This is a genomic window from Arthrobacter sp. SPT-J7, from assembly GCF_059089965.1.
On record NZ_JBNHFF010000001.1, the window covers coordinates 365953 to 382821 of the forward strand.

The 16869-nt window shown below is 63.1% G+C and carries 14 protein-coding genes; 3 read left to right on the top strand and 11 right to left on the bottom strand.

The genetic code is table 11. The annotated features are described in order from the left end of the window. Positions 1-3 precede the first annotated feature (3 nt). Entirely contained in the window at positions 4-831 is an 828-nt protein-coding gene (locus tag AC5RWX_RS01685) for an amino acid ABC transporter ATP-binding protein (protein WP_494096913.1), read from the bottom strand. A gap of 138 nt (positions 832-969) precedes the next feature. Here AC5RWX_RS01685 and AC5RWX_RS01690 point away from each other — a divergent pair, with 138 nt between their 5' ends. Further along, positions 970-2118, top strand: coding sequence for a Glu/Leu/Phe/Val family dehydrogenase (locus tag AC5RWX_RS01690; RefSeq protein WP_494096914.1), 1149 nt, complete (start codon positions 970-972; stop codon positions 2116-2118). 10 nt (positions 2119-2128) lie between these two features. Beyond that, positions 2129-3541 (top strand): 2-oxoadipate dioxygenase/decarboxylase, encoded by a 1413-nt coding sequence (gene hglS / locus AC5RWX_RS01695; protein ID WP_494096915.1) that lies wholly within the window; start codon positions 2129-2131, stop codon positions 3539-3541. A gap of 154 nt (positions 3542-3695) precedes the next feature. On the opposite strand, the gene AC5RWX_RS01700 is transcribed toward hglS, so the two are convergent. The 7 genes from AC5RWX_RS01700 to AC5RWX_RS01730 all read right to left on the bottom strand — a co-directional run bounded on the left by AC5RWX_RS01700 (position 3696) and on the right by AC5RWX_RS01730 (position 12771). Further along, on the bottom strand, positions 3696-4424 hold the full coding sequence (locus AC5RWX_RS01700) for a GntR family transcriptional regulator (RefSeq protein WP_494096916.1): 729 nt from the start codon (positions 4422-4424) through the stop codon (positions 3696-3698). Between the two features lie 109 nt (positions 4425-4533). Further along, positions 4534-7431, bottom strand: coding sequence for an FAD-binding and (Fe-S)-binding domain-containing protein (locus AC5RWX_RS01705; RefSeq protein ID WP_494096917.1), 2898 nt, complete (start codon positions 7429-7431; stop codon positions 4534-4536). A gap of 255 nt (positions 7432-7686) precedes the next feature. Continuing rightward, positions 7687-8085, bottom strand: a complete 399-nt coding sequence (locus tag AC5RWX_RS01710; RefSeq protein WP_494096918.1) for a hypothetical protein — start codon at positions 8083-8085, stop codon at positions 7687-7689. After that, a complete protein-coding gene (locus AC5RWX_RS01715) occupies positions 8078-9088 on the bottom strand; it encodes a squalene cyclase (protein ID WP_494096919.1) in 1011 nt (336 codons plus the stop codon). Before AC5RWX_RS01715 ends, AC5RWX_RS01710 begins: the two co-directional genes overlap by 8 nt. Before the next feature lie 144 nt (positions 9089-9232). Further along, the gene (gene mdlC / locus AC5RWX_RS01720) at positions 9233-10843 is read right to left on the bottom strand and encodes a benzoylformate decarboxylase (RefSeq protein WP_494096920.1); all 1611 of its coding nucleotides are present in this window, start codon (positions 10841-10843) and stop codon (positions 9233-9235) included. A 34-nt stretch (positions 10844-10877) separates the two neighbouring features. Continuing rightward, on the bottom strand, positions 10878-11903 hold the full coding sequence (locus AC5RWX_RS01725) for a malate dehydrogenase (protein ID WP_494096921.1): 1026 nt from the start codon (positions 11901-11903) through the stop codon (positions 10878-10880). 169 nt (positions 11904-12072) lie between these two features. Then, positions 12073-12771 (bottom strand): dienelactone hydrolase family protein, encoded by a 699-nt coding sequence (locus AC5RWX_RS01730; RefSeq protein ID WP_494078494.1) that lies wholly within the window; start codon positions 12769-12771, stop codon positions 12073-12075. A 126-nt stretch (positions 12772-12897) separates the two neighbouring features. Here AC5RWX_RS01730 and AC5RWX_RS01735 point away from each other — a divergent pair, with 126 nt between their 5' ends. After that, positions 12898-13506 carry a PepSY domain-containing protein gene (locus AC5RWX_RS01735; RefSeq protein WP_494096922.1) on the top strand — a complete coding sequence of 203 codons (609 nt, stop codon included), beginning with the start codon at positions 12898-12900 and terminating at the stop codon, positions 13504-13506. 22 nt (positions 13507-13528) lie between these two features. On the opposite strand, the gene AC5RWX_RS01740 is transcribed toward AC5RWX_RS01735, so the two are convergent. From AC5RWX_RS01740 to AC5RWX_RS01750, 3 genes are read right to left on the bottom strand one after another with little or no spacing between them, the layout of a single operon-like run. Further along, a complete protein-coding gene (locus AC5RWX_RS01740) occupies positions 13529-14041 on the bottom strand; it encodes a flavin reductase family protein (protein WP_494096923.1) in 513 nt (170 codons plus the stop codon). Positions 14042-14050: 9 nt separating this feature from the next. Further along, positions 14051-15373 (bottom strand): flavin monoamine oxidase family protein, encoded by a 1323-nt coding sequence (locus AC5RWX_RS01745; protein ID WP_494096924.1) that lies wholly within the window; start codon positions 15371-15373, stop codon positions 14051-14053. 40 nt (positions 15374-15413) lie between these two features. Further along, a complete protein-coding gene (locus tag AC5RWX_RS01750) occupies positions 15414-16817 on the bottom strand; it encodes an LLM class flavin-dependent oxidoreductase (RefSeq protein ID WP_494096925.1) in 1404 nt (467 codons plus the stop codon). Positions 16818-16869 lie beyond the last annotated feature (52 nt).

Here is a 16869-nt window from a genome sequence, read left to right on the forward strand (position 1 = left end):
TCCTTAATCCCGAAGCTCCGTGCCAGGGGCTGAAGCTTGTCGTTCCGATTTGTCTGTTGTCAGTATCTTGCTGAGAAAATCCTTTGCCCGGTCGCTCTTCGGGTTGTCGAAGAACTCGCCAGGAGTGCCCTCTTCAACGATGCGTCCGTCTGCCATGAAGAGCACGCGGTCCGCAGCTTTGCGTGCAAACCCCATCTCGTGAGTAACGACAATCATGGTCATCCCTTCGCGGGCTAGCGTGACCATCTTGTCCAGTACTTCATTGATCATTTCCGGATCGAGAGCCGAAGTTGGCTCGTCGAAAAGCATGAGCTTGGGTTCCATCGCCAGAGCGCGTGCAATGGCGACACGTTGCTGTTGTCCTCCCGACAATTGTGCCGGCAGCTTGGTGGCCTGATTAGCAACGCCAACACGCTCGAGGAGCTGCATAGCATTCCTGCGTGCTTCATCCCGTTCCGTTTTCTTGACCTTGACAGGGCCGAGGGTCACATTTTCCAATATGGATTTGTGGGCGAAAAGGTTGAATGACTGGAATACCATTCCCACATCAGCCCGAAGCTTTGCCAGCGCCTTGCCTTCGGAAGGCAGCAGTTCCCCATCGATTCTGATCTCCCCGGAGTCGATGGTTTCCAGCCTGTTGATCGCCCTGCAAAGCGTCGACTTGCCAGACCCTGATGGCCCAATGACCACTACGACTTCACCGGCCTTTACCTCCAAATCGATGTCGCGGAGAACGTGCAGGTCCCCGAAGTGCTTGTTGACGTTCTTGAGAGATACGAGGGAGCGCGATTTCGCGGAAGGAGCTGCGCTTACCGTGGAATCAGTGGTCATTTTGTTACTCTAGTCACAGCTTCTTCGAATTGTCTATAGCCGGTAACATGTTATAGACAGTCGAGGAGGTCGCCGGTTAGTGTGATCCCGGCGGACAATCCGTCTGACTCATCTCGCTAACAATCGCGGAGGATCTTCATGGCGCTGGACCTGTTGCAATCCATTGATGAATGGGGGCCCGAGAAGGTGGTGTGTGTCTCGGACAGGAAGACCGGCATGCGTGGGGTTTTGGTCATCGACAACACTGCCCGTGGAATGGGCAAGGGCGGGACCCGAATGAGTCCTACGGTCACGGTGAGCGAGGTCAGCCGCCTTGCTCGCACCATGACCTGGAAATGGGCCGCCGTCGATCTCTTTTTCGGCGGTGCTAAGGCCGCAATTCTCGGCGACCCAGGGGCCCGAGGCAAGGAAGCCGTTCTGCGTGCTTTTGCGCGGAAACTGTCCAACGAGATTCCCCGAGAGTATGTTTTGGGTCTCGACATGGGACTGTCAGAACTTGACGCAGCGATCTTCCTTGACGAGCTTGGTTCCCGAGGTGCCACTGTGGGTCTTCCTCGTGAACTCGGCGGCATTCCCTATGACCAGTTAGGGGTCACCGGATTCGGTGTGGCAGAAGCAACTGATTCTGCTGCAAAGATGATCGGAATGGAAACTGCGGGATCTAGGGTCGTCATTCAAGGTTTTGGTGCGGTTGGGGCGGCCACAGCTAAACGCCTGGCGGAGTTGGAAGCGACAGTCATTGCCGTTTCGACGTCGAAGGGAGTTCTGCACAACCCGGACGGTTTGGACGTGACCTCGTTGCTGAAGCTCCGCGCGGAGTGCGGTGATGATTGCGTCAACCAATATGGGATCCAGCCGATGGAACTCGGCGAGGAACTCAACGTCTCGACGGACATACTTGTCCCAGCCGCACTCCAAGACGTAATTACTGCCGACGTGGCACGGCGGACGACCGCCAAACTGGTGGTCGAAGGGGCTAACATGCCGACGACTGCGGAAGCCAAGGAAATCCTCCACGCCCGTGGGGTATTGGTCGTGCCCGATTTCATCGCTAATGCGGGGGGTATCATTGCCGCCGCCTATGCCATGGAGGCGAGGCAGTCGGCGTTCCGACCAGACGTTGCCCCTGTCTTTAGGACTATCACTGACAAGCTGCGCGCCAACACTCTGGCCGTCATAAAAAGGGCCAGTGACGATGAAGTCCAGCCCCACAAAGCTGCAATGACCCTGGCACAGAACCGCGTTCGTGCAGCTATGGACCTGCGCGGAACGCTCCCTTCGGAATAGAGGAATCTAAATGAGCACTAAGGTCAGTCTGCGGGATATGCGCGCCCGCTTTGCATCAGGGCTTTCGAGCCTATATGGGCGGGAGGTGCCGGCCTATAAGACCCTTGTGGAAGTTTCCCAGCGTGTGAATTCCGATTTCGTTGCTCAACAAGGTGCAGAGGCAGAACGGTTGGGCAGCCTTGGCCGTGTGACAGCGGAGCGCCATGGTGCTATTCGCGTGGGCAGTCCTCGAGAGATGGGTCAAGTCGCGCGCATATTCGCCGCCGTCGGCATGTATCCGACCGGTTTCTACGATCTCCGCGACGCTGCGCCTTCTCCGATACCAGTGATATCGACGGCATTCCGCCCGCTAGAGAAGGAGGAGCTCGCATTCAACCCCTTTAGGGTGTTCACGTCGATGTTGGTGACTGACGACCGGCGCTTTTTCGACGAAGCTCTCCAGGAGCGGTTGGAAGCCTTTCTGAACCGAAGGAGTCTCTTCTCCAACGAACTGCTTGAGTTGGCGGATAGGTCGGTCGCGGAAGCTGGCCTCACCTCGGATGACGCCACACGGTTTCTTGAGCTCGCCGTCGACGCTTTCAAGTTGTCTTCCGCCCCGGTGGATCGACTTTGGTATGAGTCCCTCGAACGTATCTCCAGCGTTGCGGCCGATATCGGGGGCATTGCGAGCACTCACATCAACCATCTCACCCCCCGGGTTTTAGACATTGATGCTCTTTACGCCTCTATGCAGGACCAGGGAATCACGATGATTGACAGAATCCAAGGACCGCCGAGGTGGGAAGGGCCGGACGTGCTGCTGCGGCAAACCTCTTTCCGTGCTCTTGCCGAACCTCGACAGTTTCGGGAGGAGGACGGAACGGTCCGTCCCGGCGAACTGCGTGTACGGTTCGGCGAAGTCGAAGCACGGGGAGTGGCGTTAACTCCTCAGGGACGTGATCTCTATGACCGTTTGATGGAGGAAGTCGATAAACGGTCGAAGGATGCGCCCAGCACTGCCCGTTCTGAGATCGCTGCTAACGTCTGGCGTGAAAGCATGCCGGCCACCCATAGCGAACTGGCGATGCAGGACCTGGCGTACTACACCTATACCGTGAATACGGACCGGGCTGCAGACGGTCAGCGTCCCCCGTCGGATCTTGCCACCCTTGTCAGGGGCAAATGGGTCAATCTGGAACCCATCGTGTACGAAGACTTTCTCCCCCGATCAGCTGCCGGGATTTTCTCATCGAACCTCACGCAGGAGGGTAGTGTCGACGGCTCCAAGGATGGCAGCGCCAAGGACGCGAACTGGTTAGAGGGTGTGTTGGGGTGCCCTCTGAACGACCCATACGCTCTCTACGAGGCAGAGCGCCGGAGCTCCTTGGAGGCCGTTGCCGAAAAACTGGGCTTAGGAAGAATTTCCACCGAGGGCATCCAGTAACGTCAGCCGCTTTTGGGATGGATGGACAGCGCTCCCTGTGACGAGACCGCTGTCCTCGCTGTCGCTCAGTCCCAGGGATACACTATGGTTTTGGTGCTGTTCGCCCCTCCTGCGACCGGAGTCGCAGGAGGGGCGAGAGCCACAGTGCCACTTCTCATCCGATAAGGCGACTCCAAATTTCGTCTTCCTTCTCCGGCTGACCGCGTTCGCGCAGGGCTTGTTGAAGGAGCAACCTCCCCGTCGTGCGCAAATGGCGTTCCATGGCCAGCGCGCTGGCCTCGTGGCTACCGTTCTCGAACGATTCAACAATGGGAAGGTGATCGAGAAGAACCTCCCTTAGAGAACGTTCCGAACCCATTGTGGATGCTCCCAGCAGTCGTGTTGCATCCCGCAGGTTATTAATGATGCTCTTGGTGCGGCTGTTGCCTTCAATGTCTAGCAGAAGCGCGTGAAAGTGCTGATCGTGGCGGTCGAAGGCAGACTTATCGTCAGCGGTGGCGGCTTTCTCCATCGCGGCGTACTGTCGGCGTAGGGCATCACGGTCGTTGGTGTTGGCCCGCAACGTCGCACGGCGCACGGCGGGCACTTCCAACGCCAGGCGGATCGAAAAGATCTCGGCGATGTCTTGGGGCGTAGGCAGAACCACCCGGAAACCGCGGTTTCGTTCGAATTTGACCATGCCGGTTTCGGCAAGTCGCAGCAGCGCCTCGCGCACGGGTGAGCGAGAGATGCCTAGTTCCTCGGCAATCTTGTATACGGAGTACAACTCACCCGGAACAAGGGCGCCGGAGCGCACTGCCGTTCTCACAGCCTCGATGGTCCGTTCGGTAAGCGACGCGCTGGTTCCTCCCAGCTCTGAAAAGACTCGTTCGGAATGCGACACATCTAGAGTCTAACGGAAAGGCTTGACATGTTACATGTTGCCTGCGGACATGACTGCCGCTTGGCATCTGCTTTCCCGACGGGAGCACCGGTTGCCCGGCTCAAGGGGGCTACGCCGGTGGTTCCACCTTGAGTGGCTCGGCGTCCAACAGTTGTGCCATGTGGATGCCCTGCCGATTACTGAGATCTGACAGCTGGGTTCGGCACGAGAACCCGTCAGCAACGACGACAGTCTCGGGTGTTGCCTCACGTACGGCCGGAAGCAATTGTTGTTCTGCTACCGCAACGGATACCTCATAGTGCCCCTTTTCCACGCCGAAGTTGCCCGCGAGCCCGCAGCACCCACCAAGCTTTTGTACCTTCGCGCCCGCGCGCTCAAGCAGCTGTGCATCTGCATCCCACCCCATGACGGCGTGGTGGTGGCAGTGTGGCTGGGCTACAACACTGGTGCCTTCCAGCGACGGTGGGGTCCAGTCGGGCACCGACGTCAGCAGTTCAGCAAGTGTTAGGGTGGCTGCCGCGACTTGCTGCGCGGCGGATTCGCCGAGCAACTCCATCGCATCCGAGCGCAGCACACCGGTGCAGGACGGTTCCAGCCCGACGATCGGAATGCCGGCGACCGCATAGCGATGCAACTCACTGATGGTACGGTCCAGAATTCTCCGTGCACCGTCTAGTTGTCCTGTGGATATCCAGGTCAAGCCACAACACAGCGGCTCGGATGGGATCTCGACATTGAACCCGGCTTTTTCGAGTACCCGGACGGCAGATTTTCCCACCTCTGGAGTGAAATAGTTTGTGAAGGAATCTGCCCAGAGCAACACAGTTCCCCGCTCTGAGGGAAAGCAGCCGTCCGCGCCACCCATCGGGCCGGGACGCGGGGTGTCGCCCGCGGCATCGTGCCGCTCCCTTGTCCGGAACCAAGAGTGGAATGTCTGTACTGCGAACGTAGGTATCGTCCGTCGGTGATCAACGCCGGCGAGCCGAAGTCCCATTGATCCGATCACCGGCAGCTTGGAAAGGGCATTAACAAGTCCGGGGAAGAGGGACGCCATTCGTGCCCAACGGGGCAGCCAGCCCAGCGAATAGTGGGACGCTGGACGGATGCGGCGGCGGTAGGTCTGGTGGAGCGTCTCGGCCTTGTAGGCAGCCATGTCGACTCCAGTCGGACAGTCTGAAGCGCAGCCTTTGCAAGAAAGACAGAGATCGAGTGCTTCATGGACTTCCGGAGATCGCCATCCATTGCCGCCCTTGTTAATCATTTCCTGCAGGACGCGGGCACGCCCCCTCGTGGAGTCCTTTTCCTCCCGCGTCGCCAGATAGGACGGGCACATCACTCCGTCGCCGTGGGAATTGTCAGCACGGCATTTTCCCACTCCGGTACAGCGATGGACTGCTTGGCTGAAGTCACCGCCGTCATGGAAGTATCCGAATCCAAGACCAGCTCTCACTGGTCCGGCTTGGGCGACACGTAAGTCCCGATCCAGTGGCTGTGGATTGACGATAACGCCAGGATTCAGCAGGTTTTCTGGATCAAGAATTGCTTTAACCTTGCCGAAGAGATCAAGGGCGGACGGCGAGTACATATAGGACAAGAGCTCGCTGCGCGCCCGTCCATCTCCGTGTTCTCCGGAGAGGGAACCCCCGTATCCGGAAACGAGCTGAGCGGCAGCGGTCATAAAATCGCGGAAGAGCGCGGTTCCATCGCTGCGGTCAAATGGCACGTCCAACCGGATGTGAACGCAGCCATCGCCGAAATGGCCGTAGGGAAAACCGGTGAGATTGTGCTCAACCATCAGGGCGTCGAAATCCCTCAAGTAATCGCCCAGTTTCTCCGGAGGAACTGCGGCATCTTCCCAACCCGAATGAGCGGGCGCGTCTGCAGCAGAACGGCCTGCCAGTCCTGCGCCATCCGCGCGGATTTGCCACAGCGCTGCCGCCTCGCCGGGATCTGATATGATCCGTGCCGCAGCGGCAGTCTCCTGGCTCAAGCGACGCGCTCTGTCGGCTACCTCCGAAGGGCTTTCACCGGCAATTTCAATAAAGAGCCACGCCGCTCCCTTGGGCAGGATCGGTACGGCCGAGCGGCCCTTCGCCGCGCGAACAACATCGACGATTCTCGAGTCCAAGCCCTCACAAGCGGTGGGCCGAAACCGCATAACCTCCATTACCGCATCCCCGGCCGATCCGATGTCGTCAAATCCGAGGACTACCATGGTTCGGCAGGGCGGATCCTCGACTAAGCGGACGCCGGCCTCCAAGGTGATTCCCAGGGTCCCCTCGCTGCCAACTAGCGCGCGCCTCAAATCAAAGCCGCGCTCGGGCAGGAGATGTTCCAAGGCATAGCCTGAAACCTGTCGGCCGAACCGGCCCAGTTCGGTTCGGATGGTGCGGAGTTCGGTTTGCACCAAGGCGCGCAATGCGGCTGTTTCCACAGTCGACGGTGTCGCTTCGGCTCCCAGAAATAACCGTGTTCCTGTCCCGGTCACCATATCGAGATGCGTGATGTTATCTACCGTTCGACCATATGCCAGGGTTCGAGAACCGCAAGCGTTATTGCCGATCATGCCGCCAATAGTGCACCGGCTGTGAGTGGACGGGTCGGGCCCGAAGCGCAGCCCCTCGGCGAGGGCCTTGCCTTGCAGGGTCGCGTGTACAACCCCGGGTTGGACAATGGCCGTACGGGTATCCGGATCAACATCCAAGACTTTGTTCATATAACGGCTGAATTCAAGGACTACCCCGCTGCCAACCGCGTTGCCAGCTACCGAGGTCCCTGCTCCGCGAGGCGTGACCGGGATTCCCCGCTCGCGGCACACCTCCAGAGTTGCCATAACGTCATCCGCATCGTAGGGGAAGACGACAGCCCCCGGGGCCACGCGGTACAGGGAGCCATCGCTGGAGTACGCGGCTCGAGTGGTTTCATCGTCTCGGGCATCACGCACCCCTGCGCTGCGTAAAGCTCTGACGAGAGACTGCGGGACGGCTAGAGCGGTCATATGTAGCATGCTACATGTTATTGAACAGCCGGAAAAGGTTCCCCTTTGGTTATTTCTACCTGCGCCGACAGGCGGACGAGCGGCTAAGCAGCAAACACTGCTCGGAAACTCCGCGGTGAGGTGGATTTTCTGCGTCTTCACGCACGACGGGCCCGTGGGGCTGTGCGCCGTCTAGTGCGGGAAAACGCGTCGGCGGAGAGACCCCGGGAACACTAGTCGATGAAGGCGGCCTTCGAGCTGTACTCCTGATACAGCCTGGCGGCATCACCCAGCGGCATGTCGCCGTACTTCAAAGCGGTCAATAGCCCCGTCGAGTTGCGCGCTGGCCGATTCTGCCGATGAGATCTGCTCGGCGCTGTTGCGTGAGTTGGAAAGACTGGACGCTATCGCGGCGACCAGGGAGAGGACCGAAGACAGGATGCAGATGACCTGCCAGACGACCGAAGGGCTGGACAGCGAGAAAATGTTTGCCACCGCTGAGTTGAAGGTGTCCTGTCCGAAACCGGGCCCCGCCGTCAGCGCGGCGACGGCGGCACTGGCGACGATGCTGACACTGGTCAGCCGGTTGCGCCTCGGACGCGCCCGGCGAAGAAACGCCCGGATGTCGTTACGGCGCTCGTCGATCTGCCGGGTCAGGTCCTGGCGGTTCTGTGCGTCATCCATGATGCCCTCGTCCCGCCGGCAGGTCTGTGGCTTTTCTACCGGGTTGGTCCCACCACGCGAGGACGCGGGTGGCGTAGAAGGTGAGCCATTTGGACGCTTCGCCGGGTGGCACGTCGATATCGAACCAGACACGCCCGGGATGGCGGCGTTCCTGTAGCCACGTGCCGTCGGATTGGCGGGCGGAGCGGATCACCTCCACTGCGTCGGCCAGCCGCGGGTCAGGGGCGCCGCCGTCGTGCAGCGCAGCAGACCTGAAGTAGTCCGCGGCGTGCAGCGTGCTGTGGACGAACCGGAACGGGTAGGCGAAGTGGGTGGCCCACGGGCCAACGATTTCTCCGGTGGACTTGGAATAGAGCAGCCGGCGTTCCAGCAGGTATTCCTCGCCGGCGTGGCGGGCGTCGCGCAGTTCGTCCGATCCGCCGGTCGCAGACTCGTAGTACAGCAGGCCTTTCAACGTGTTGAGCGTGGAATGGAACGAGGAGCGGGTGGAGCCCTCGACCCACTCGCAGTTCCAGCCGCCGTCGGCCAACTGATGCTCGAGGAACCAGGCGGCGATCCCGCTGACATCGGCTCCGAGCCAGGCGCCGTTGGCGAGCGTGAACGCGTTGATGCAGCAGTCCACTTCGCCGTCCCAGTAGGGCAGGTTGTCATACTCCCAGCGGCTGTTGGCGGCGAGCCGTTCGGCGGTGCCGTCGAGCGCGGCCGCGTCGAGGCCCCACTCGCGCAGCGTGTTGAGCGTCCAGGTGGTGGCCGTCCACGGCTGGCCGGCTTCCGCTTCCGGGCTTTGGACGTCGAAGTCCGCCGGGAAGTAGGCGCCGCCGGCCCACTGGCCATCGGCGTCCTGAAGCGCCAGCAGCTTCGCCCCGAATCCCTCGGTGGCCACCCGGGCCCTGGTTGCCTGCCACTGCTCGGGCGGCGCGTGGGCGAGGTCCCGTTCGACCTGCCAGCGCAAGGCCGGGTCGGAGTCGAGCATCCAGTCGATCAACGCCGTCTCGGGCTTCATGGGGAACAGAGTAGCGGCCGCCGGGCGGGAGCAACACCGGCCCTGAGCTGTGGCGGCAGAATGGCGAGGAAAACACAAGGATGACGTCGGCACCCGGGTGGGCGCCGACGTCGTCCTCTCAACTGTGGGGAGTGCTCTCTGCGATCAGCCGCCGACTACTTGCGCGTCGATCAGCACCGGGCCGGTGGCCTGCAGCGCCTTCTGGTAGGCCGCTTCGAACTCCTCGCGGGTGCTGGTCCGTTCGGCGGGCACGCCATAGCCCTCGGCGATGGAGACGAAATCGATCCCGCCGAGCTTGAGGCCGGGCACGTCCGGCACACCCATCCGCTGGGCGAAGCCGGCGAGGGCACCGTAGCTGGAGTTGTTGACGATGACGAACACCGTCCGGGTCTGCCGCTGCGCCGCGGTGTAGAGCGCGGTGATGCCGTAGTTCGCGGAGCCGTCGCCCACGGTCGCCACGATGGTCTTCTCCGGGTCGCCGAGGGACATCCCGACCGCCACCGGCAAGCCGAAGCCCAGGCCGCCCGACGCCGGGAAGTTGTACATGCCCGGGCGGTCGATGGCGATGCGCTCGAGGTAGTCCAGGTCCAGAGTGGTGGTCTCGTTGACGTACGCGACCGTGTCATTGACGTGGGCGTTCAACACTTCAAGGATTTCGGTTCCGGTCATGCCGTCCGGCGAGGTCTTGGCGGCCGGCAGCTCCCGGGAACCGGGCTCGCCGCGCCGCTGGCCCCGGTCCTTCACACCCTCCGCCAGAACCTTCGCTGCCCCTGCCACATCGGCGACGACGGCTCGGCCGAAGGGTGCACGGGTCGCCTCGCGCGGGTCCTGGGTCAGCTGGATGACCTGGGTCCCCGCCTCGAGGTAGTTGCTCGGCTCCCAGCGGTGATAGCGGAAGACGGCTGCACCGAGGACCAGCACCACGTCGTGGCCGGCGAGGCGGTCGCGCACCGACTGGATGCCCGGGACGATGACGCCCTCGAAGTTGGGGTGCGTGGTGGGGAAGGGGCCGCGCGACGGCGAGGGCGCGACGAAGACGGAGGCATCGGTTTTCTCCGCCAACGACACCACTGCGTCGAACACGCTGGGATCATCGACGGCGGCGGCGTCCACCTGCGGGCCGACGACGAGTGCGAGTTTCTTGGCGCCGTCGGCGGCCGCGATGAGTTCCTGGGCGAGGGCCTGGGTGAGGCCGCCGGCGGTGACCACCGACCGCTCGGTGAGCAGGGCGTCGTCGTCGAGGGCGGGCTCCGCCCAGTCATCGAGCGGGACCGAGACGTAGACCGGCCCGCGCGGCTGGGCTGAAGTCTCGAACACGGCCTGGGACAGCGTGCGCGGCACGTCCGCGGCGGCCAGCGGCTCGTGCGAATACTTGACCAGTGGCGACGGCAGCATGGAGGCGTCCGCACTGGCCAGCATCGTCTCCTGGCCAACCGTGCGCCGGACCTGCTGGCCAGCCAGGATGACCATCGGGATATGGCCGTAGTGGGCGTTGGTCAGCGCACCCATGGCGTTGCCCGACCCGGAGGCGGCGTGGAGATTCACCAGCGCGGGCCTGCCGGTGGCGCGGGCGTAGCCCTCGGCCATGCCCACGACAACCTGCTCGTGCAGTCCGAGGATGAAGTCGAATTCTTCGGTCAGGCCGGCGAGGAAGGGCAGCTCGTTGGACCCAGGGTTGCCGAAGATGGTGGTCATGCCGTGCGCACGGAACATGTCCAAGGTCGTCTCCAGTACCGTCTTCTTTGTGCTCGCCACTGGTCTGCCTTCCTAGTATTTTCGTTGTCTTTGGTTACTGCGTTGATGAGTCGGGACTCTCTTGCGAAAGATGGAGGGCTGCTGCCTCCCGCACAGAAGCTGCTGCCTTGACGAGGGCGGCCTGCTCCTCGGCGGAGACCTGCCACTCGGCAAGTTTGACTCTGCCGGAGCTCATCATGACCGGCAAGGCGATGAAGGCTTCATCAAGCCCGTGAGCTCCCGCGGTCCATGCAGCGGCCGGAAATGTTTCGCCGCGGGCCATCAATTCGATCATGCGGACCACGCCGAGCGGGGTGGTCCAGCCTGAACTCCGGCCCGGCTCCAAGGCAGACCAGCGCTGGAACCAGCCATCGATGTCCTCGCGGATATGTTCCTGCTGGGAAGCGGTCAGCGTGGCCGGTGCGCCGTCGACCAGCACGGAACTAAAGCACGGCACCTGCCTATTGCCATGCTCGCCCAAAACCTGGGCACGGACCCGATGCGGTTCGATGCCGATCTCCCGGGCTACTGCGGCTTGGAACCGCACCGAATCGTTGATGCTGTAGCCCAAAATGCGGTCTGGGCTGATGTCCGTGATCCGGTGCATGCACTCGGCCAGGACGTCGACCGGGTTGGACAGCAGCAGGACTACGCCGTCCTTGCCCGCGAGCGTCTCAATCGTCGGGGACAGCAGCCTGAGCAGGCGCAGATTGGCGGCCAAGAAGTCACGACGGTCCCCGCCAGGCACTTCCGGGGCCGACGCGGCCACGATGACCACGTCAACTTCCTCCCAGGAATCAGTAGCTGCTGGATCAACAACATTCAGATGGGGTGCCCTGACGCCGGCCAGGATCTGCGCCTCGGAAATATCGATGGCATGGGCGCGTGCGACGTTCTCTTTCACATCGACCAGATGGATCGTGTTGCCGATGCCGGCCAGCGCCAGCTGGTACACCACGCCCGAACCAATCAGCCCGGCGGCACCGATCACCGCGATGCTGCGGGGCCACACCTGACCTTCGCCCGCACTTTGCCCGGCACCTGGCGGATTGGCTTCAGCTTCCACTGTCACTTCTTCCATCTCAAAGGACCTGGTCGATGCCAGGGTCTTGTGCCGAGCATACCCACGTCCGAGCCCCGGCTGCAGCCAGCCGATCCTTGTATGACAGGTGCCGTTTCACGGTCGCGGAAAGGCAAAGGACGACGTCGGCGCAAAGCTGAGCGCCGACGTCGTCCTTAGGTGGGGGAGACTACTTCACCTTGTCCTTGAGGAACTGCACGGCGCGGCTCCAGGCCAGCTTGGCCGCCTCGGGGCGGTAGTTGCCCTGCGGGTTTTCGTCATTGTGGAAGGCGTGCGGGGCGTCGTAGAAGTAGTAGTTCACTTCCGTGCCGGATTCGCGGCGGATCTGCTCCTCCTGCGCCTTTGCCTTCTCCACGGGGTAGGAGGTGTCCTGCTCGCCGTAGTGACCCTGAATGGCGGCGCGGACACCCTCGTAGGATTTGGGAACCGCCTGCCCCACCCCGTAAAACGGCACAGCGGCGCTGATCCGCTCGCCCTGCTGCGCGGCCAGCGCCAGCACAAAGCCGCCGCCCATGCAGAAGCCGATGGCGCCCACGGTGGAACTGGTCACTGCTTCGTGGGCCAGCAAGTAGTCCACGGCACCGGCCAGCAGGCGCGCGCCTTCTGCTTCGGGCAGCTTGGACATCATCTGCGCCGCCTCCTTGCCGTCATGGGCAATCCGGCCCCCGAAAAGATCCGGGGCCAGCGCCACGAAGCCCTCGGCCGCCAGGCGGTCAGCCACGTCGCGGATGTGGTCCACCAGGCCCCACCACTCCTGGATGACAATCACGCCGGGGCCGGACCCGGACTCCGGCAGGGCAAGATACCCGTGGGCCTCGCCGCCTGCAGACTCGAAGGTGACATTCTGAAAGGTTGGGTTTTCAGCCAAAGTCCTACTCCTGATCGCTCGGGGCATACGGCATCAGTCTATGGAGGGCGGCGGAACTTGTCTTGCGGGGTGCCCAACCGACTGCGAACCGTGGCGAGCTGGGGCAGGAAAGTCGACAATCGGTGTATGGAACAGCTGAAGAAGACTTTGACAGCCCTTCCGATCGCAGCCGGACTGGTACTGGCCGTATCAGCGTGCAGCGATACCGGAGACGACGTGTCGCGGCCCGAACCAAACCAGACCCAGTCGCCCATGACATCGGCGGGATCTTCGGCGGCACCGTCCGATATGACTGGCCAACCAAGCACGGGCATGGCGGAATCCGGCGCGGCAGCCAATCGCGATGCACAGGCCGCCGTGGCAAGCGCAGTGACAGCGGTCCACGGCAGTTCCGCCATCGAACTTGACTACAGCGAACGACGTCAGTCGTGGGAGGTGGACGTGTTCGACGTGGACACCGAGCATGAGGTCCGGGTCTCGCCGGACGGCAGCGAGGTGCTGGAGCAGCGTGAATCGGGCGGCGTTGAACCGGAGGTCGCAGCGGAACTGAAGCAGGCCAAAATCTCGATGAGCGAAGCCCTCGCCACAGCCATGAAAGCTGAATCAGGGAGCGTGGATGAGGTGGCCTTGGAAGACGAGGGCGGCAAGCCGGTGTGGGAGGTCGAAATCGACCACGGGGACGGCTCGAGTACCGACGTGCGGATCGATGCGATGACCGGAGACCGGATCGGCTAACCAGCCCGGCTCGTCCCTGATCTCAGGCGGCCGTGCTTTCGCGGAAGCCGGCGAGCCGGCCGCCGTGGAAGACCAGCGGGTCGCCGTCGTCGGCCGTCATTTCCAGCACTTTGGCGATGATCAGCACGTGGTCCCCGCCGTCCAGCTCCTGCTGGATCGTGCAGTCGATCCAGCCAAGGGAGCCGGTGATGTGCGGTGTGCCGTACGCAGAGTGTTTCCAGCCGATGGCCGCGAACTTGTCCTCGGCTTTGCCGGCAAGGGCTTTGCAGACCGGCTGCTGCCCGTCCGCGAGCAGGTTCACGCTGAACATGGCGGAACGGCGGATCTTCGGCCAACTGGTCGACGTCCGGGCGATGCTGAAGGTGACCAGTGCGGGGTTCAGCGATAGCGCCTGGAAGGTGCCGACGATCAGGCCGCAGGGTCTGCCGGTGGCCGGGCCGGTGGCGCAGATCGCTGCGACGCCGGTGGGGTAATGGCGCATGACGGCGCGGTACTGGTCGGGCTGGATCGCCGGGGTGACGGCCGCGAGGCTCATGGCTCTTCCTTAGGTCGTGGGGGCGAGTTCGGCGGGGGCGGTGGTGAGGCTGGCGTGGACGTCCCGCGCCGCGCGCAGGCCGCTTTCGATGGCGCCGTCGATAAAGCCGGCCCAGATGTTGGCATAGTCGCTGCTGGCGAAGTGCAACACACCGGTATTCTCCTGCTGGGCAGTGAGGTACCTGGTCAGCTGGCGCGGCTGCTGGATCAGCCAGGTTTCCTGCGAGTACTGGTCCGCCATCCAGTCATGGCCGGTGGTCTCCAGGACCTCCAGGTCATCGCGCCACACCTTCAGCGCGCCGCGGACGGCCTGGACGTCGTTGACGTCGAGCCGTGTGGCATCGGCGCCGAACGCGACCAGTACGGCGTCGGTCTCGCTGATGAATTCGGTGCGCACCACCGAGAGCGGGTGGTGCTGGGAGGAGTAGGCGAAGAACGGTTTGATCGGGCCGCGGACGCGGATCCAGGCTTTGATGCCCTGCGACGCGGTTTTCTCGATGCTCGGCCGGATCTTGCCTTCCGGCAGGGCGGGGGCGACGTCGAGCTGGTGCAGGGTGTTCTGCGGCACCGTGAGGACGACGCGCGAACCCGAGATGCTGCGGCCGGCGCCGTAGCTGACAAAAGCCGAGTCGGCGTCGTGCTCGATAGACAGGACGGGGGAGTCAAGCCGGATGTCGGCGCCCGAGTCGCCGGCGATGGCATCGGCCAGGCTGCGGGTGCCGCCGGCGAGCCGGAAGATGGCCGACGCCTCGTGCATGAGGTGCCAGGAGCCGGACGTCGCAGCCGTCCACCGCAGGGCATTGGTGTAGGCACACCGGTCCAGCGTGGCGTTGAAGTGCCCGACCCAGGCTGCTTCGTTGGCATTGCGCTCGTCCACCGAGAGGTCCAGTTCATCCAGTTTCTCCTGCAGGCTGAACTGGTCGACCTCCTCGATGCCGGGGACCGCCAGGGGCAGGTCAGGCCGCGGAATCCACCTCATCGTGTCTTCGAGCAGGCGGGTCATGCCCGGGCCGATGAGCTGCATGAAGTCCTCGAGGTTGCCGCGGCGAACCTGGCTGCCGGCCAACCAGTAGGTCTCCTCGGAGCGTGGACCGCGGGTCACCTCCAGACCATAGCGGGTGACTTCGGCCCACGAATGCGGCTGCGTCCAGTGCAGCCAGGTGCCGCCCATCTCCAGGTCGTGGCCGAGCCGGTGGTCCGTCCAGGTACGGCCGCCAATCCGGTCCCGGGCTTCCAAGACAACCACGTCCAAACCCCGGCGGGTCAGTTCGCGCGCCGTGATCAGTCCGGCGAATCCGGCGCCGACAACGACCACATCGGTTGTTTCCGTCATAGCGTTCTCCTGCTTCTTCGGGTGTCGTGCCTGGGCTGGGCTAGGAAGCGATGGCGACGGCGGTGCCCGCGCGATAGCTGGTGGCCGGATGCTCCGGAAGTGTGTACCGATGCCCGGCACCGTACAGCTTTTCGCGCAGCGTCAGCTGCGGGCCGGTGGACTCGGGAGCTTCTGTGGCGAGCCCTTGGCGGCGCAGTTCGGGCAGGGCATGCTCAATGAAGCTCTTCCAACTGCCGGGCTTGGTGGCGTAACTGAGGTTGATGCCGTCCACGTCCGCTTCGTCGCGCCAGCGCCTGATTTCGGCGGCGACAGTACCGGGCGAGCCAACGATGACGCTTCCGGTGCCGCCGATCCCGAGGAATTCGGCGACGCTGCGCGGTGTCCACTCGCGGTCCGGATCGGCTTTGGAGAACATGTCCACGAGCGATTGCACACCGCGGGTCTTGACATGCTCCAGCGGTGCGTCGAGGTCCGCGGCGGAGAGGTCGATGCCGGTCCAGCCGGCGAATCTGGCCAGCGCGCCTTCGAGGCTGACGTTGCTGCGCGCCTGCTCGTGCAGGGCCTCGGCCTCGTCATCGGTCGGCGCGACGATGACCGTCAGCAGGACCACCACCTTGATGTCGTGCGGTTCGCGGCCGTTTTCGACGGCGGCCTGCCGGATCTTTTCGACGCTGCGGCGGGCCTGTTCCACCGAGACGGCGTTGATGAACACGGCCTCGGCGTGCCGTCCCGCGAAGGCCATTCCCCGCGGCGAGGAACCGGCCTGGAACAGTACGGGAGTTCTTTGCGGCGACGGTTCGCACAGGTGGATGCCCGGGACGGAGAAGTATTTGCCGCTGTGCTCAACGGGGTGGACGCGGGCCGGATCGACGAAGGTGGCACCTTTCTGGTCGCGCACCACGGCGCCGGGCTCCCAGGACTGCTCCCACAGCTTGTAGACAACTTCCATGTATTCCTCGGCCAACTCGTAGCGCTCGTCGTGATCAAGCTGCTGTAACATCCCCACGTTCCGGGCCGCGGACTCCGAATAGGAGGTGACGATATTCCACCCGACGCGTCCGCCGGTCAGGTGGTCCAGCGTGCTGAAACGCCGCGCCATCAAGTACGGCGGCTCGTAGGTCAGCGAGGACGTGACGCCGAAGGTGAGCCGTTCGGTCACCGCCGCCATCCCGCTGATCAGCAGCATCGGGTCGTTGACCGGGAACTGCGCGGCATCGCGCAGCGCCGCGTCCGGACGGCCTTCGTAGACGTCGTGGTAACCAGTGGTGTCGGCCAAGAAGATCCCGTCGAACCCGGCGGATTCGAGCATCCGGGCAAGGTCCGTCCAGTACGCCAGGTCCTTGTAGCAGTGGCCCTGGTCCGCCTCATGGCGCCACGAGCCCGCAGTGAGATGCGCCGGGGAGTTGGTATCGAAGGCGAAAAGGCTCAGGGCCTGGTCTTTCATAGCAGCGACACTTCCTTGCACCGTTGAAAAGAGGAGGGCTGTATGTTCAATA

Excerpts from the sequence above, each read along its gene's own strand:
- AC5RWX_RS01685 (WP_494096913.1), bottom strand. The coding sequence starts at position 831 with ATGACCACTGATTCCACGGTAAGCGCAGCTCCTTCCGCGAAATCGCGC.
- AC5RWX_RS01690 (WP_494096914.1), top strand. The coding sequence starts at position 970 with ATGGCGCTGGACCTGTTGCAATCCATTGATGAATGGGGGCCCGAGAAG.
- hglS (WP_494096915.1), top strand. The coding sequence starts at position 2,129 with ATGAGCACTAAGGTCAGTCTGCGGGATATGCGCGCCCGCTTTGCATCA.
- AC5RWX_RS01705 (WP_494096917.1), bottom strand. The coding sequence starts at position 7,431 with ATGCTACATATGACCGCTCTAGCCGTCCCGCAGTCTCTCGTCAGAGCT.
- AC5RWX_RS01710 (WP_494096918.1), bottom strand. The coding sequence starts at position 8,085 with ATGGATGACGCACAGAACCGCCAGGACCTGACCCGGCAGATCGACGAG.
- AC5RWX_RS01715 (WP_494096919.1), bottom strand. The coding sequence starts at position 9,088 with ATGAAGCCCGAGACGGCGTTGATCGACTGGATGCTCGACTCCGACCCG.
- AC5RWX_RS01725 (WP_494096921.1), bottom strand. The coding sequence starts at position 11,903 with ATGGAAGAAGTGACAGTGGAAGCTGAAGCCAATCCGCCAGGTGCCGGG.
- AC5RWX_RS01735 (WP_494096922.1), top strand. The coding sequence starts at position 12,898 with ATGGAACAGCTGAAGAAGACTTTGACAGCCCTTCCGATCGCAGCCGGA.
- AC5RWX_RS01740 (WP_494096923.1), bottom strand. The coding sequence starts at position 14,041 with ATGAGCCTCGCGGCCGTCACCCCGGCGATCCAGCCCGACCAGTACCGC.
- AC5RWX_RS01745 (WP_494096924.1), bottom strand. The coding sequence starts at position 15,373 with ATGACGGAAACAACCGATGTGGTCGTTGTCGGCGCCGGATTCGCCGGA.
- AC5RWX_RS01750 (WP_494096925.1), bottom strand. The coding sequence starts at position 16,817 with ATGAAAGACCAGGCCCTGAGCCTTTTCGCCTTCGATACCAACTCCCCG.